General features: G+C 37.8%; 13 protein-coding genes. All 13 read right to left on the reverse strand.

Annotated features, from left to right (window positions below):
- Positions 1 to 37 precede the first annotated feature (37 nt).
- Positions 38 to 640, reverse strand: coding sequence for a dephospho-CoA kinase (gene coaE / locus HCB38_RS06700; RefSeq protein ID WP_185637907.1), 603 nt, complete (start codon positions 638 to 640; stop codon positions 38 to 40).
- A 16-nt stretch (positions 641 to 656) separates the two neighbouring features.
- Positions 657 to 1,478, reverse strand: coding sequence for a DNA-formamidopyrimidine glycosylase (mutM, locus tag HCB38_RS06705; protein WP_185618866.1), 822 nt, complete (start codon positions 1,476 to 1,478; stop codon positions 657 to 659).
- A 23-nt stretch (positions 1,479 to 1,501) separates the two neighbouring features.
- Positions 1,502 to 4,129, reverse strand: a complete 2,628-nt coding sequence (polA, locus tag HCB38_RS06710; RefSeq protein WP_185637909.1) for a DNA polymerase I — start codon at positions 4,127 to 4,129, stop codon at positions 1,502 to 1,504.
- 165 nt (positions 4,130 to 4,294) lie between these two features.
- Positions 4,295 to 5,557, reverse strand: a complete 1,263-nt coding sequence (gene icd / locus HCB38_RS06715) for an NADP-dependent isocitrate dehydrogenase (RefSeq protein WP_185637911.1) — start codon at positions 5,555 to 5,557, stop codon at positions 4,295 to 4,297.
- 19 nt (positions 5,558 to 5,576) lie between these two features.
- A complete protein-coding gene (gene citZ, locus HCB38_RS06720; RefSeq protein WP_185318879.1) occupies positions 5,577 to 6,698 on the reverse strand; it encodes a citrate synthase in 1,122 nt (373 codons plus the stop codon).
- A 36-nt stretch (positions 6,699 to 6,734) separates the two neighbouring features.
- Complete coding sequence (locus HCB38_RS06725) at positions 6,735 to 7,196, reverse strand: DUF441 domain-containing protein (protein ID WP_069009767.1); 462 nt, start codon at positions 7,194 to 7,196, stop codon at positions 6,735 to 6,737.
- 156 nt (positions 7,197 to 7,352) lie between these two features.
- Positions 7,353 to 7,730 carry an FxsA family protein gene (locus tag HCB38_RS06730; RefSeq protein WP_185618857.1) on the reverse strand — a complete coding sequence of 126 codons (378 nt, stop codon included), beginning with the start codon at positions 7,728 to 7,730 and terminating at the stop codon, positions 7,353 to 7,355.
- Between the two features lie 118 nt (positions 7,731 to 7,848).
- Entirely contained in the window at positions 7,849 to 9,606 is a 1,758-nt protein-coding gene (gene pyk / locus HCB38_RS06735) for a pyruvate kinase (protein WP_003727384.1), read from the reverse strand.
- A gap of 283 nt (positions 9,607 to 9,889) precedes the next feature.
- A complete protein-coding gene (pfkA, locus tag HCB38_RS06740) occupies positions 9,890 to 10,849 on the reverse strand; it encodes a 6-phosphofructokinase (protein ID WP_003723299.1) in 960 nt (319 codons plus the stop codon).
- A gap of 283 nt (positions 10,850 to 11,132) precedes the next feature.
- Entirely contained in the window at positions 11,133 to 12,089 is a 957-nt protein-coding gene (locus tag HCB38_RS06745; protein WP_185618850.1) for an acetyl-CoA carboxylase carboxyltransferase subunit alpha, read from the reverse strand.
- Positions 12,079 to 12,963, reverse strand: a complete 885-nt coding sequence (accD, locus tag HCB38_RS06750) for an acetyl-CoA carboxylase, carboxyltransferase subunit beta (protein WP_185618848.1) — start codon at positions 12,961 to 12,963, stop codon at positions 12,079 to 12,081. The genes HCB38_RS06745 and accD overlap by 11 nt, the downstream gene beginning before the upstream one ends.
- A 217-nt stretch (positions 12,964 to 13,180) precedes the next feature.
- Positions 13,181 to 16,507 (reverse strand): DNA polymerase III subunit alpha, encoded by a 3,327-nt coding sequence (gene dnaE / locus HCB38_RS06755; protein WP_185637913.1) that lies wholly within the window; start codon positions 16,505 to 16,507, stop codon positions 13,181 to 13,183.
- 121 nt (positions 16,508 to 16,628) lie between these two features.
- Positions 16,629 to 17,564, reverse strand: a complete 936-nt coding sequence (locus tag HCB38_RS06760) for a DHH family phosphoesterase (RefSeq protein WP_003767089.1) — start codon at positions 17,562 to 17,564, stop codon at positions 16,629 to 16,631.
- Between the last annotated feature and the right edge of the window lie 9 nt (positions 17,565 to 17,573).

A 17,573-nucleotide genomic window follows, 5' to 3' on the forward strand; every position in this document is an offset into this window, starting at 1 on the left:
TTGTATGCCTCATTATACCATGTGAAAGTAAGGGTGGCTATTTGTTCTTTACAAAACGTTCGATAATTGTATGAACTTGTTTTTGTGTCTTTTCAAGCGATTCATTATTATCAATGACAAAATCGGCTTTTTTGGCCTTTTCATCAATTCCCATTTGGCTATCAATCCTTGCTAAAGCTTCTTCTTTTGTTAAATTATTTCGCTCCATCAGACGTTTCAACTCTGTTTCCGGCGTGGTCCAAACAACGATAATTTGATCTACCAACGATTCTAAATGACTTTCAAATAATAACGGAATATCGAAAAAGACAATCTCCTCGCCTGCTTTAAAAAAATGTTCTCGCGCTTCTAACATGTAGTCTTTCACACGAGGATGCGTAATTTCATTTAACTTTTCACGCTTTTCTTTATCTTTAAAAATAATTTCTCCTATTTTGGCTCTGTTCAAAGTGCCGTCTGCAAGTAAAATTTCTTTCCCAAAATAGGCAATGATTTCTTTCAGTCCTTCTGTGCCTGGTTCAACTACTTTTCTAGCAGCAATGTCTGCATCAACTAACGGTATTCCAGCTTGCTGAATCAGGTTACTCACCGTAGATTTTCCTGTAGCTACACTTCCCGTTAATCCAATTGTTTTCCCCATGATTTCAGCTCGCTTTCTATTTTTGGCAATTCGGGCAAAAATGGGTCCCTCGTCCATTTAATTTGATTTTTTCAATCGGTGTTCCACAAATAACACACGGCTCACCCGTTTTACCATATACTTTTAATTTATCTTGATATTGTCCAAGTTTTCCTTGTGAATTCACATAAGTTCTGACAGTTGATCCCCCAAGAGCGACAGCTTCTTTCATAATGCTTTTTGTCGCTTCAAAAATACGCTTGATTTCTTTGTCAGAAAGTAAGTTGGCAGCTCTCTCCGGTCGCACCTTTGCTTCAAAACAAATTTCATCCGCATAAATATTTCCGACTCCAGCTACTAACTTTTGATCGAGTAAAGCCGTTTTGATAGCGCGGCTTGTTTTTTTCACGCCAGTCGCAAAATCCGTTAATGTAAATGATGGAGTTAGTGGTTCTGGACCGAGTTTTTTTATTGAGCGTGTCTCTCCTTCGCCGTATTTATTGGTGACTTCCATCGTGCCAAATTTCCGTACATCTAAAAAACGCAATTCTGTGTGATCTTCAAAATGAAAAATAATATGAGTATGCTTGCTGACTTCCTCGTTTTCGTTCATTAAACGAAATTTACCTTCCATTCGTAAATGAGATAAAATCGTACAGTTTGTTAAATCGAATAATAAGAATTTACCGCGACGGCGCACTGCTTCTATTTCTTGCCCGACAAGCATATGCACAAACTCATCGGGTGGGGTTGCTACAATCATTTTGGGAACACGGACAATCACTTGATCTATTTTTTTACCTGGGACTAATTCTTGTAATGTTGCGCGGACATTTTCTACTTCCGGCATTTCTGGCATATATAAACTCCCCGTTTCTCTATTTATTTCGCGTCATACCAAGTGTCGCCAAATGCGCTATCAACTTTAAGTGGCACAGAAAGTTCTACCGCATTTTCCATTACATCAGGTACAATCTCTTCTAATTTTGCAATTTCGACTTCAGGCGCTTCAAAGATAAGCTCATCGTGCACTTGAAGTAACAATTTTGCTTCTAAATTCTCAGATTTTAAGCGTTCATTCATGAGTATCATTGCTTTTTTAATAATATCCGCGGCGCTACCTTGAATAGGTGTATTCATTGCTGTTCTTTCAGCAAATCCCCGCACATTGAAATTACGGCTAACGATTTCTGGAATATAACGACGACGATGTAAAATGGTCTCTACATAGCCTTTTTCTTTTGCAAAACGAACGATATCTTGCATATATTCTTTCACAGCTGGGTAACTCACAAAATAACGATCAATAAAGTCTTTTGCTTCTTTTCTCGTAATACCAAGGTTTTGAGAAAGCCCATAATCACTAATACCGTATACAATTCCAAAGTTTACTGCTTTGGCTTGACGACGCATTAACGAATCTACTTCATCTTGCTCGACATGAAACACATCCATTGCTGTTTTTGTATGAATATCATAGTCGTGTTTAAATGCATAAATTAAATTCTCATCTTCAGAAATATGTGCTAAAACTCGCAACTCAACTTGAGAATAATCGGCCGAAAACATTTTCCAACCAGGTTTACTTGGTACGAAAACTTGTCTGATTTTACGACCTTCTTCTAAACGAATTGGGATATTTTGTAAGTTCGGATCAACTGAACTTAAACGTCCTGTTTGCGTTAAAGTTTGGTTGAAACGTGTATGGACTTTATGTGTGTCTTTGTCTGTCACCTTAAGTAGTCCTTCGATGTAGGTGGACTGAATTTTACCAAGTTGACGATATAATAAAATTTCATCAATAATTGCATGTTTACCTGATAAGCTTTCCAGTACATCCGCGGCTGTCGAATATCCTGTTTTTGTTTTCTTGACTGGAGGGAGTTCCAACTTTTCAAATAAAATCACACCTAGTTGTTTTGGTGAATTGATGTTGAATTTTTCACCAGCTAGTGAATGAATAGACTCTTCTAAGGTTTTCAGTCTGCCAGCTAGTTCAACTTTCATATTTTCAAGACGAGCTGTGTCTACGCTAACACCTTGCATTTCCATCTCTGCTAAAACAAAAGTTAATGGTAACTCGAGGTCGTCCATTAAAGCTAATTGTTCATTTTTCTCTAAATCATCTACCAATCTCTTTTCTAAACCAGCAATCGCTACTGCTTTTCTAGCAAGATGAGCTGCAACAATACTCTCTTCCGGTGTGCTTCGTTTAGCACCTTTTCCATAAATCGTCTCATCTGTCTCTACTTCAGTGTAGTCATGCCTCACTGCTACACTTGTAAAATCATCAATGGAATCAGATGGGTTTAATAAATAAGAGGCTAACATAATATCAAATGTGATGCCCGAAATAGCAAAACCAATACGATTCATCGCCACCATAGTTTTCTTCGCATCATACACTACTTTTGTTTGTTCACTTTCTACCCATTTGCGGAATGCCTCACTACTTTCAGCTGTTTCTTTTGTAAAGAAATATGTTCCTTGACTGGAATGAACTGTCAGCCCGATGAAGTTTGCTGTATGGTAATTATCATTTTCTAGCTCCACATAAAGCGCGGTTTTCCCACCAAAGTGTTGTTCTTTTAATTCCGTTACGATTTCAAAAGACAATTCTTTTAGTTCTTTCGATTCCTCAGGCGTATCACCTTCGATATTTTTCAAAAGTGTTGTAAAATTCATTTCTTTTAATAAAGGGATAACTTTTTCCGTTTGAAAGCCTTCATATTTCGTGCTTTCCACCGTGCATTCAATCGGTGAATCCACATTGATTGTAGCTAACTCTTTACTTAAAATAGCTAATTCTTTATTTTCCAGCACTTTTTCTTTTAGTTTTTTTCCAGAAATTTCTTCGGCATGTTCTAACACGCTTTCCACGGATCCACCAAATTCATGTAACAGTTTTAAGGCTGTTTTTTCACCGACACCTGGAATTCCAGGGATATTATCGGATGAATCACCCATTAAGCCTTTCATATCAATAATTTGTTCAGGAGTTAGATTGTATTTTTCTTTTAGTGTTTCTGGTGTGTTGGTTTCCATATCGGCTATACCTTTTTTAGTAATATAAACCGTTGTTTTTTCAGAAGCTAATTGCGTTAAATCGCGGTCTCCGGTAATGATAGCAACTTCCATTCCATCTGCTTCCGCTTTTTTTGTCAACGTTCCGATAATATCATCTGCCTCATAATTAGCAAGTTCATATTGCGGAATATCATACGCCGTTAAAAGTTCTCGGATGAATGGAAATTGTTCAGATAACTCACTCGGGGTTTTTTGACGTCCACCTTTATAACCTTTAAATGTTGTGTGTCTAAAAGTTGTTTTACCAGCATCAAATGCAACGAGCACATGGCTGGGTTTTTCTTTTTCGAGTACATTCATCAACATCATCGCAAATCCATACACCGCATTTGTGTAAACACCTTTATCGTTATTTAAAAGCGGTAACGCATAAAAAGCGCGATTCGCGATACTATTTCCATCAATTAATACTAATTTATTCACAGGGATATCCTCCTCGATATAATCATTCACTTGTGTCTATTTTACCATAGGAACATAAAAACAAACCACTTATCCGAATGGGATTAAATGGTTTGTTTTAAAAACGTACTTTTATGATTAAATGTACAATTACAGACTAGTTTTAGAGTTTAAAGATGAAGTATTTTAGAAGTTTTTTATTAATTCATCCGCAAATTCCGAACATTTAACTTCTGTCGCCCCGTCCATTAATCGAGCAAAATCATAGGTTACCGTTTTCGCAGCAATGGTTTTTTCCATTGACTGATTAATTAAGGCTGCTGCTTCACCCCAACCAATATGTTCAAGAAGAAGTGTCCCAGATAAGATCACCGATGAAGGATTTACTTTATCAAGACCAGCATATTTCGGAGCAGTACCATGTGTTGCTTCAAAAATCGCATGGCCTGTTAAGTAATTAATGTTCGCTCCTGGAGCAATACCAATTCCACCTACTTGAGCAGCAAGTGCATCAGAAATATAATCTCCATTTAAATTCATCGTAGCCACAACATCGAATTCAGCTGGACGAGTTAAGATTTGTTGTAAGAATATATCTGCAATGGAATCTTTCACTAAAATTTTCCCAGCAGCAAGCGCTTCTCTTTGTTTCGCATCAGCAGCTTCTGTTCCTTCTGCTTCTTTAATACGATTATACTCATTCCAAGTAAATACTTTATCGCCGTATTCGCGTTCACATAACTCATAGCCCCAGTTTTTGAAAGCTCCTTCTGTGAATTTCATGATATTCCCTTTGTGTACGAGCGTTAATGATTTACGACCTTCTTTAATTGCATATTCAATCGCGGAACGAACTAAGCGCTCTGTTCCTTCTTTGGAAATTGGCTTAATGCCAATACCAGAAGTTTCCGGGAAACGGATTTTATCAACGCCAAATTCAGATTTTAAGAAGGCTATTAGTTTTTTTGATTCTTCGCTACCTTCTTTAAATTCAATGCCTGCATAAATATCTTCTGTATTCTCACGGAAAATGACCATATCTGTATCTTCAGGACGTTTTACAGGTGATGGTACGCCTTTGAAATAACGAACTGGACGTAAACATACATATAAATCTAGTTCTTGACGTAAAGCAACATTTAATGACCGAATACCTCCACCAATCGGAGTTGTAAGTGGTCCTTTAATAGCAATCAAATATTCGTCAATTGTATCTAAAGTCTCTTGTGGTAACCATTCACCCGTTTGCTTAAATGCTTTTTCACCAGCTAATACTTCTTTCCAAGCGATTTCTTTTTCACCATTGTAAGCTTTTTTTACTGCGGCATCTAAAACGCGTTTCGCAGCTGCCCAGATGTCTGGGCCAGTTCCGTCCCCTTCAATAAAAGGAATGACTGGATTGTTTGGTGTTTTTAGCACACCATTTTCTACTTGAATTTTTTGACTCATAAAGTTTGTTCCTCCTCCATTAAATTCGTTCTTCTACAGGTAAATAACTTCTATTTTCAGGTCCAACGTAGATAGCACGGGGACGAATAAGACGATTATCACGATATTGTTCAAAAATGTGCGCTAACCAACCGGAAACACGACTCACGGAAAATACTAATGTAAATAAATCCCGGTCAATACCAAGCGCATGATAAACGGAGGCAGAATAAAAATCGACATTCGGTTTTAAATGTTTTAATTCCCAAACTGATTCTTCTACTTGTAGCGAAATATCAAACCACTTCTCTTCGCCTTTTTCGGCAGTTAACTTTCTGGACATTTCACGCAAATGTTGCGCACGCGGATCCCCGCCTCGGTAAACACGATGACCAAAGCCCATGATTTTTTGTTTAGTATCGATTTTTTCTTGGATATAATTACGTACATCGCCAGCTTGATCAATCTCTTCTAGCATATCAAATACACGTTCATTAGCGCCGCCGTGAAGTGGACCTTTTAGCGCACCAATCGCAGCAGTTACGCCGGAATAAACATCCGAAAGCGTTGCCACACAAACCCTCGCTGTAAAAGTAGACGCATTAAACTCATGGTCAGCATGCAGTACAAGTGCTTTATTCATCGCTTCTACCGATAATTCATCTGCTTCTTCTCCTGTAATCATATAAAGAAAATTTGCTGCCATATTTAAATCTTCTCTTGGCGGAATCGGATCAAGCCCGCGACGAATTCTTGAAAAAGCAGCAACTATGGTTGGCATTTTTGCTTGAAGACGCAAGCCTTTGCGGTAAACTGCTTCCCCATCATCTAATTCAGCTTCTGTATCAAATACACCGAGCATGGAAACTGTTGTTCTTAAAACGCTCATTGGATGCAATTTTTGATGATTCTGCATTCTTAAACTTGTAATAATGGTTTCAGATACTGCCATATTTTCTTGAATTTCTAATTTAAATTTTTTAAATTCTTCTTTATTAGGTAAGCGTAAATGCCATAATAAGTAAATCACTTCTTCAAAAGAAGCATTATTTTCCATCAAATCATCTATACCGTAACCAACATAAGTTAACATATCATCAATGATAGAACTAATGGAAGTCTCAGCCACATATACATTTTCCAACCCTTTAGATAACGTCATTTCGTTTCCTCCTTTTATCCTTTTTTACGTATGTATTTATTTTATGAATGCAACTAACTGCATTGCCATATACGCAATACCAGCTGCAATTACCGGTCCAGCAGCAATCCCTCTGAAAAGCACTACTGCCAAAATGGTGCCAAATACAAGTGAAACAGTTACTTGTGGATCAACGGCCATATAGCCTACACCCTTTTTCGCTAAAATAGAAACAGCAATCCCTGCCCCGAGACCAATCCAGCCAGCTGCCGATTTAAAAGAGTCAATTAAATCTTTAAAGCCGATTTGACCTGTCGCAATTGGAATTAAGATGGCAACAGTAATAATCGTGACGCCCCAATTAATTCCTTTGGCTTGAATCATTTCCATTACTTTGCCATCAACATGAAATAACTTCAATAGAATAACGACAGCTACGGCAATAATAAGCGAATTATTTTTTGCTATAAGTCCGAGAAGTAAAAAAAGAAGTAAAAATAACATACTTTCCGTAAACATATTAAGTCACCTTTCAATATCACGCATCTAGGAAGCGAGATAACAATTATTATATCATAAACATACCTTATAGTAATACTAAAATGCCATAAGGAAAATGAATTACCCTTTTTTCAATGAAACCTCTATAGAAAGTTTTTCCCATAGAGGTTTTCATTACATATCAAAATAATAATATTGCGTATGTTTCTTTTGATTTCCAAGCCATTTTGTTAATTTAGGTTTTAATAATTTGCGGGAAAACGGAATAAAAATGAGTAGCCCAAGTATGGTTGTTATAACACCTGGAATAATTAATAAAAAACCAGCGATAAAAAAACACAGACTATCCAATAAATACGGGGCTACGGTCCGTCCATCTCGTAAATTTCGGAAAAGATTGCCTCCAAGACGTTTGAAAATAAAAATACCAAAAGCACTTGAAGCTATTTGAATAAAAAGAAGTGGCCAAAAGCCAATTACTTGGAATAACCAAACGTACATAATTAACTCAATTAAGCCATATAAAGCCCAATAAAGAATAAATTTTCTCATAAAATCAACTCCAATACTTACTCTCTATTATAACCTATTTTGGCGTAATCGAAAAACAATACAGGCGTGCGCATAAAAAAAGCGTCCCGCATGCGGGACGCTTTTAAAAAGTTAACTATTAATGTGTGGCTGTTTTGCCGTTATACACAACGCCTTGACGAGAATCAACAGTGATGATTTCACCGTCTTTTACAAGGGATGTTGCATCTTTAGCGCCAACGATGACAGGAATGCCAAGGTTGATTCCTACAACTGCTGCGTGGCTAGTCAAGCCGCCCTCTTCCACAACAACTGCTGCACTTTTCTCGAATGCAGGTAGCATTTCTTTATCCGTTGTTTTAACGATTAAGATTCCGCCTTCTTCTGCTTTTTCAAGTGCTTCTGCATTGGATTTAGCAACGATTGCTTTACCGATAACAGATTTGCTGCCAATACCTTGGCCTTTAACAACTTTTTCACCAATTAACTGGATTTTCATAACGTTTGTTGTTCCGCTTTCTGTAACTGGAACACCAGCAGTAATGATGATTAAATCGCCTTGTTTCGCTACGCCTGAAGCAAGAGATTCTTTTACTGCAAGGTCGAACATTTCGTCAGTATTGCTAACAGGAGTAGCTAGACGAGGATATACACCCCAAGAAAGAGCTAATCCACGGTATACATGTTCGTTGAATGTTACAGCAACGATATGAGATTTTGGACGGTATTTAGAAATCATACGAGCTGTGTGACCACTTTGAGTCGCAGCAACGATAGTTTGTACATTTAGGTTTTTCGCAGTATGGCCAACTGCTTGACCGATAGCTTCTGTCATATCCGTATTTTCGTGAAGTTTAAGTGCAAATTTATCTTGAGCAACTAGTACTTCTTCTGTACGAACAGCGATTTTCGCCATCATTTTAACTGCTTCTACTGGATAATCCCCAGCAGCTGTTTCACCGGATAACATAATTGCATCAGTTCCATCAAAAATCGCATTGGCTACGTCACTTGCTTCAGCGCGAGTTGGACGTGGGTTGCGTTGCATGGAATCAAGCATTTGTGTTGCAGTAATAACAGGTTTACCAAGTTTATTACATTTTCTGATAAGTTCTTTTTGTACAATCGGAACTTCTTCAGCTGGAATTTCAACACCAAGGTCACCACGAGCAACCATTAGACCTTGAGATACTTGTAAGATTTCGTCAATATTGTCAACGCCTTCTTGGTTTTCGATTTTAGGAATGATTTGTACGTGAGTTGCATTGTGCTCTTCTAAAATTTTAGTAATTTCAAGAACATCTGTAGCACGACGTACAAAAGATGCAGCGATAAAGTCAATACCTTGTTCTAAACCAAAGCGGATATCAGCAGCATCTTTTTCTGTGATTCCTGGTAGGTTGATAGAAACGTTAGGTACGTTAACACCTTTTTTATTTTTAAGTACACCTGGGTTAAGTACTTTAGTAACTAGTTCGCGATTAGCTTCGTCTTTTTCGATTACTTCAAGGCCGATTAAGCCGTCATCAAGTAAAATGGAAGAACCAATTTCTACGTCATCATAAAGTTCGCCGTAAGTTACGGAGAATTTTTCTTTTGTTCCTTCAACAGGAGTCATAGAAACACGTACAACATCACCTGTTTGGAATTCTAATTTTCCGCCGACCATGTCGTTTGTACGGATTTCTGGACCTTTTGTATCAAGTAAGATAGCCACTTGTTTACCAGTTTTTTTCGATGCTTCACGGATATTTACAATACGCGCACCGTGCTCTTCAAAGTCTCCGTGAGAGAAATTAAGACGTGCTACGTTCATTCCTGCTTCGATCAACTGAACTAAAGTGTCAACTGATTCACTTGCAGGACCAATTGTACAAACAATTTTCGTTTTTTTCATGTTATTACTCCTCCTAGAACTTAGCTATTCATTCGTATTTATTATAAACATATATTACCTATTTTACCAGTCACAACCTTGCAAAACAAGTAAGTTTGTGAATAAGAGCGCAAATTGTGAAGCATGGTAACGATAACAAGAAAACGTTTTCCGGATTGCTACAGCACGCTTAATTAACAATTGACTTCTCTTTTTTCTCAAAGTCTATTTTTTATACGTTACTAAAATTTTTCACAAAGAAAGGCTACCATGCTTTGTCATGGCAGCCAGCTCTTCAGCCGTTTTAAATCGACAAAATAGATGCAAGATCAAATAATTTTTGATCAAGAGTGTGTTTTTCTTTCAAAATCTCACTAATGTCATTTTCGACAATTCTATTTTCACGGATTCCAACAGCTAATCCTCCGCGGTTTTCTAACAATAATTCTACTGAACGTGCACCGAGACGACTTGCAAGTACACGGTCAAATGCAGTCGGGCTACCACCACGTTGAACGTGTCCAAGAACAGTTACACGTGCATGATAATCGCCATATTCAGCTAATTGTTTAGCGAATTCGTTACCGGACATTACACCTTCAGCAACGACGATAATACTGTGTTTTTTACCACGTTCGCGACCTTTGTTCAAACGATCCACGACATCATCCATATTAAAGCTTTCTTCTGGAACGATGATAGCTTCAGCGCCACCAGCAAGACCAGACCAAAGAGCGATATCACCAGCATCACGACCCATAACTTCAATAATGAAAGTACGTTCATGACTAGTAGCTGTATCACGGATTTTATCAAGTGCATCAAGAACAGTGTTTAAAGCTGTATCAAAACCAATAGTAAAATCAGTTCCAGAAATATCATTATCAATAGTTCCTGGGATACCAATAGTTGGGAAACCACGTTTTGTAAGTGCTTCCGCTCCGTGGTAAGAACCATCTCCACCGATTACAACTAAACCATCGATTTGATGTTTTTTCAATTGTTCAATTCCTTTAAGTTGTCCTTCTTCTGTAGCAAATTCAGGATATCTTGCGGAATAAAGGAATGTACCTCCGCGGTGAAGTAAATCACCAACAGAACCTAATTCTAATTTACGAATATCGCCATTGACTAGCCCTAAAAAGCCATAGTTAATACCGTAAACTTCGAGTCCTTCATAGATTGCTTTCCGTACAACAGCACGAGTGGCTGCATTCATTCCTGGAGCGTCTCCTCCACTTGTTAAAATTGCAATTCGTTTCATTTTACTTACCACCTCAGACAATGATATTGTTTTTCATCACATGTGTTTATTCTACATGAAAAAAGGTCAAATGAAAAGCTCCAACAAAGCACTTTTTTAAAGCGTAACCGCTTGCATATGCGCTTTCTTATATCGGTCTATTCCGATTTGACCAAAAAACGGCTTTATAGCTTATATAAATATAATTGGTCTATACTTGTGAACGAATAAACTTTCTTTCCCCATTTGGCATATACCAAAGAAGCGAATTTCCATATTTTAGGAAATCCGCTTCTTTCTTTATTTATAAAGTCTCATATACGCCGATTTTCTTGAATTTTTCATAACGTTGTTCCATTAATTGTTCCTCAGAAAATGCCATTAGAGCATGTAAAGACTTCGTGATAGTTTTGTTAATTTCTTCGGCTTGTGCTGTTAAATCTCGGTGTGCACCGCCTTTTACTTCTGGAATGATTCCATCTGTAATGCCAAGTTCAAATAAATCACCAGCTGTAATCCGCATAGATTCGGCTGCTTTTTTTGCTTGACTAGCATCTTTCCATAAAATGGCTGCAGCTCCTTCTGGTGAAATAACAGAGAAAACCGCATTTTCAAGCATGAAAATTTGATTTCCAACACCAAGAGCAAGTGCACCACCACTTCCACCTTCACCGATAACAATAGAAATAATCGGTACTTTCATATCGCTCATTTCATAAAGATTTCTAGCAATTGCTTCACTTTGGCCCCGTTCTTCTGCAGCTCGACCAGGATAAGCGCCTTTTGTATCGATGAAACAAATAATTGGTCGACCAAATTTATCTGCTTGTTTCATCAAACGTAGTGCCTTACGGAAACCTTCAGGATGAGGCATACCAAAATTACGGTGCAGATTATCTTTTGTATCTTTACCACGTTGGTGTCCAATAACTGTCACAGGAATACCTTTGAAAGTGGCGATACCACCAACAATTGCAGCATCGTCACCAAATGCACGATCCCCGTGAAGTTCCATAAAGTCTTCAAATAAAAGCGAAATATAATCAAGTGTAGTAGGTCTGTCCGGATGGCGAGCTACTTGAAATTTATCCCAAGCAGTCATATTGCTATAGATGCTGGATTCTAACTTAGTTAAGCGTTTTTCTAGCTTTTCAATTTCATTAGTCAAATCAACATCAGAAGTCTCATTATATTCCTTTAAGTCAGCGATTTTACTTTTTAATTCTAAAATTGGCTTCTCAAATTCCATTTCATTCGCCATCAGATTCACCTCCAACTTCAGGTGTTTTCACATGGATTTTTAAAATAAAGCTTAATTTATTTTGTAAATCAAGTCGTGAAATACAGTCATCTAATTGTCCATGCTTTAATAAGAATTCCGCTGTTTGGAAGTCTTCTGGTAATTCTTCACGAACAGTTTGCTCAATCACTCGGCGACCAGCAAAACCGATAAGTGCGCCGGGTTCCGCAAAATTATAATCTCCAAGTGATGCAAAACTAGCAGAAACGCCACCAGTAGTCGGATGCGTCATTACCGTAATGACAAGTCCACCGTGATTACTAAATCGTTTAAATGCGGCGGAAGTTTTCGCCATTTGCATAAGTGAAAGCATTCCCTCTTGCATACGAGCACCACCAGAAGCAGTGAAAATTACAAATGGTTTACTTGATTTATCAGCTTCCTCTACTGCACGAAGAATTTTTTCGCCGACAACGGAACCCATACTCGCCATTCTAAAGCGTGAGTCCATAACAGCAATCACAAGCGGATTACCATCAATCGTAGCATGACCAGTAACAATCGCTTCATTCAAACCACTCTTCTGCTTATCTTTCTCAATTCGATCCATATAATTTTCAAAACCAAGTGGATTCGCAGTCGTTAAATTAGCATCAATCTCTTCAAAAGAGCCTGCATCAACTAACATATCAATTCTAGCTGTAGCACCAATTGGATGGTGAAAACCACAATAATTACATACCATAAGATTCTTTTGCAATTCTTTGGTATACATTATTTTTTTGCATTCTGGACATTTTGTCATAATACCTTCTGGAACATCTGCTTTTGTCCCATCAGAAGGAATTGTGGCATATTTTCTCTTTTTTGGTTTTGTAAACAAGTCTCCTAGCAAGGATAACCCTCCCCATTTACGCTTTCTATTGTGGTTATTAACGATTCTTAATGTTGTAAAAATAAAAAATGAATAAAGACATGAAACATAAATCCATCGCATTTTTCCACAAGAAGACAAAATGCCAGTCTATCCGAATTACAACTGGACAGACTGCGCAATATTGTTTTCCACGTTAAACTATAACATACTTTCTATAAATATAGAAAGTCTAAGATTACTTAAACACTACATTCTCTTTACCAAGCAACTTCAACAGTGCTTCTTGCAGCTCATTTGATGGTGTAACTTGAATATTTTTAAGTTCCGTTGTTTGCTTGGTTATTGCTTGGTGAATAATAACTTTGCTATCTCCTTTATGTCGCGCTAAAATCGGTTTTATTTGCTCCATTTGCAGTGGTTCCGTAACCTTTAGAAATAGCCTTACTGGAGCTTTCATTTCTTTTAAATCTGAAGCTTCATTGATAATTAATTGAAGTTCTCCATTCCTCGTATCTGCTTTCACTTTAAGAAAAAGAATTTCTCCTTTTTGAGCAAAATTGGCGTATTTTCGGTAGCTTTCAGGAAACATCACAGCACTTAGTTCTTTCGATTCATCACTAATCGTCAAAAAGCACATCGTTTCCCCTTTTTTAGTTCGAATAGACTTCACTTCATGAACATAGGCTGCAACTTGATAGATTTTTCCAGAAACAACACTCGCTAACTTTGTAATAGCAAGGTTTTGTAATTTGTTTTGATAATATGATACTGGATGTGCCGAAACGTATTGACCCGTATATAATTTTTCTTTTTCTAATTTTTCGTCAATCGAAATTGGCGCGGTTTTCCGGTAACGAGGTTTCATTTTTTTCAAAAACTCATCATCTTCTGCAAAAAGATTCATACCTTTTGAATCTTCTCCGAGTAATGAAATGTATTGCAGTACTGCATCTATTGTTGCTAATATAGTTGCCCGGTCTTCACCAAATTCATCAAAACAACCAGAAAAAACAAGCGCTTCTAAAACCGTTTCTGAGAGCATTTTGTGAGGCATTCTTTCACAAAAGTCAAAGAAGTCTTTAAATGGTGCTTTCTTCCGTTCATTGATGATTTCTAAAATAAATTTTGTTGGTACTTTTCGAATAACCCGGAAACTATAACGGATTGAGGTCTCGTTTTCCATTTGGAAGTAATAATTACTATGATTAATACTTGGTGCTAACATGTTGATACCGTAGTTCTTTGCTTCTGTAATATATTGGGAAATTTTATCATCGTTTCCAAAAACAGAACTAAGAAGCGACGACATAAATGCCGCTGGAAAATGTGCTTTTAAATAGGCTAATTGAAAAGCGATCTTTGAGTAAGCAGCTGCATGACTCCGGTTAAACCCATAATTCGCGAATTGGACAATCATGTCGTAAACTTGATTAGCACTACTCTCTAAATACCCTTTATTTTTAGCTCCTTCAACAAAATGAAGTCTTTGCTCGTTTAAAACATCCGCTTTTTTCTTGCTGACAGCTCGTCTTAATAAATCTGCTTCTCCTAGTGAAAAACCAGCCATCTGATTAGCTACTTGAATAATTTGTTCTTGATAGACGATAACGCCATAAGTCACTTCTAAAATAGGCGCTAAATCTGGATGTGGATATTGAATTTTTTCTTTTCCATGCTTTCTAGCAATAAACGTATCAATTTGTTCCATTGGTCCTGGGCGGTAAAGTGCATCCACAGCCACAACATCTTCAAAAGAAGTCGGCTTTAATTTTCGGAGCACTCGGCGAATCCCGTCTGACTCAAATTGGAATACGCCTGTCGTATCGCCTGTTTGAAACAGTTTTAATGTTTTTTTATCTTCTAAAGAAATATCTGCTAAAGTTAGCGGCGTTTCTCGAGTATAATTAATTGATTTTAAAACACGATCAAGTAAACTCAGATTTCTGAGCCCAAGAAAGTCCATTTTAAGTAAGCCGATTTTTTCTAATTCCCCCATAGCAAACTGGGTCAATCTAGCATCTCCGCTACCTAATTGAAGCGCAACTTGTTCAACGAGGGGCTTATCGCTAATAACAATCCCGGCAGCATGCGTCGAAATATGGCGCGGTAAACCTTCGAGTTGGCAAGCTACTTCCCATATCATTTCGTTTTCTTTGGAGCTTTTAATATGATTTTCCAGTCGTGGACTTTCTTGGAAGGCTTTTTGTAAGGTGATGCCTAATTGACTTGGAATTAACTTCGACCATTCTGATAATAGGACCGAATTTAAACCAAAGCTTCTCGCAGTATCACGAATCGCCGCTTTAGCAGCTAAGGTCCCGAATGTACCAATTTGGGCAACGTGCGCCTCTCCGTATTTAGATACGACATAAGAAATTACTTCATCCCTGCGATTATCTGGAAAATCTAAATCAATATCAGGCATTGTTATTCTTTCTGGGTTTAAAAATCGTTCAAATAGCAAGTTATAACGAATTGGATCGACATCGGTAATTCTAAGCGCATAGGAAACAAGCGACCCTGCCGCAGACCCCCTACCTGGTCCAGTTAAAATTCCTGCTTCTCGAGAATAACGGATAACATCCCAAACAATTAAGAAATAATCTGCAAACCCCATCTCTGTAATAACGTTTAGCTCATAATCTAAACGTTCGCGATATTCTTTTGCTAATAAATCCCGTTCTTTCAAGCCAGCATAAGCCGTTTGCCTTAAAACATCTGAGGCATTTTGTTCTTGGTTTAACGGAAATCTTGGCAATAAATGCTGATCTAAGGCGATTTCAACGTGACAACGTTCGGCTAATTTCTCTGTTTCGAGACATGCCTGTTTTTCGAAATCAGTCTGCCAGTCACGCTCCATTTCAGCCTGTGAAGTAAAATAATTGGGACCAGCGAGTGGCAGCGTCTCCCAATCTACTGTACGATTATCACGGATTGCAGTCAAAACTTCTTTAGCCTGAGCATCTTTTGGCTCCATATATTGGACATCTTTCGTTGCAACAACAGGAGCCTTTTCTTCTGCTGAAAAAGCTTCTATTTTGGCAAAAAGGCGTGGGTTTTCTTTTTGGGCTGATAAATAAACGGATTCTTTGCCAAAAATACTGACTAAGTTCTCGTAAACTTCTAGTGCCCCCCCATGATTTTCTTCCATAAGAAGACGCTCTACTTCTCCCTTGGCGCCGGGTGAAATAGCAATTAAATGACTGCTATACGCACGCAACCAACTCTGTGGCAATTCGGGACCTTCTTCCCGTGTTTGAATGGCACTTGCGATTTTTAATAACTCATGATATCCAGCGGTTGATTCCGCAATTAATATCAACTCATATGAATTAATTGGATTTAAGTAACCTTGTATTGTCACCGTCATCCCGATAATTGGTTTTATATCCGCCGCTAAACACTTTTGATAAAATTCAACTACTCCGTAAAGTACATTTTTATCCGTAATTGCTAAGGCTGGATAATGGTATTCTTTTGCTTTAGCGATTAGCTTATCGATTGATGCTGTACTAGAAAGCAAATCATAAGCACTCGCAACTTGTAAATGAACAAACCCCACTATCCTCTCTCCTTTCAAAACTCTCTTTTTCCATTATATCGGTTAAGCTAAAAAAAAGAAAGTGTGTTCGTGTTTTTATATAAAAATAAAGCCAGCTAGTTAAACTGGCTTTATTTCTTGTTTATTTAGCCGCACAGATGCGTGCAAGTTTTGCTGTCATTTCTTTTATTTCTTCTTCATTATGAAGGGTCGCGCCAGAAGCGAGTGGGTGTCCGCCTCCACCGTATTCTTTCGCTAGCTCATTAATAACTGGTCCTTTTGAACGTAACCGCGCTCTGAAAACCGGGCCTTCTTGAATGAACATAATCCACGCCTTAATTCCTTCCACATTTTCGATGCAAGATACAAGTGCGGAAGCGTCGCGCGGATCTACTTCAAACTCGTTTAAAAGCGTATCACTTAAATAAACGGTTGCAGCGCCATTTTCATCCATAACAAAGTTTTGCAAAATATACCCTGAAAGCTTCACTGTATTTTTTGGTAGCTCATATAATTCACGGTAAAGCGCCGGACGATCAAATGGAAATGTTACTAAATACGAGGATAGAAGTAAAGTTTCTTCTGTTGTACTTGGATACAAGAACCGTCCAGTATCACCAACAATTCCAGCATAGAGGAGTCTTGCAGCTGTTTCATTTAGAATTAACTCTTCTGAAAATGATTCCCAAAAAGCAGCAATCATTTCGCTACAAGAAGAAGCAGTCGTATCAACCCAAAGTAAATCACCATAAGCATCATCATTTGGATGGTGGTCAATTTTGATTAGTGCTTTACCGAGGTTAAACCGCCCGTCTGAAATCCGCTCTTGGTTTGCGGTGTCACACACAATTACAAGCGCATCTTTATATACTTCATCGGCTATTTCATCTACTGCACCTAAAAATTGGAGCGACACTTCATCATTACCAACCGAGTAAACTTTTTTCTCTGGAAAACTAGCTCGGATAATTTCTGCAAGTCCCATTTGCGAACCGTATGCATCTGGGTCAGGACGTACATGCCTATGCAAAATAATCGTTTCATATTGTTTTATTTGTTGTAAAATCTCACTTTTCATTGTTTCGCC

Source organism: Listeria farberi (assembly GCF_014229295.1).
Taxonomy (GTDB): Bacteria; Bacillota; Bacilli; order Lactobacillales; family Listeriaceae; genus Listeria; species Listeria farberi.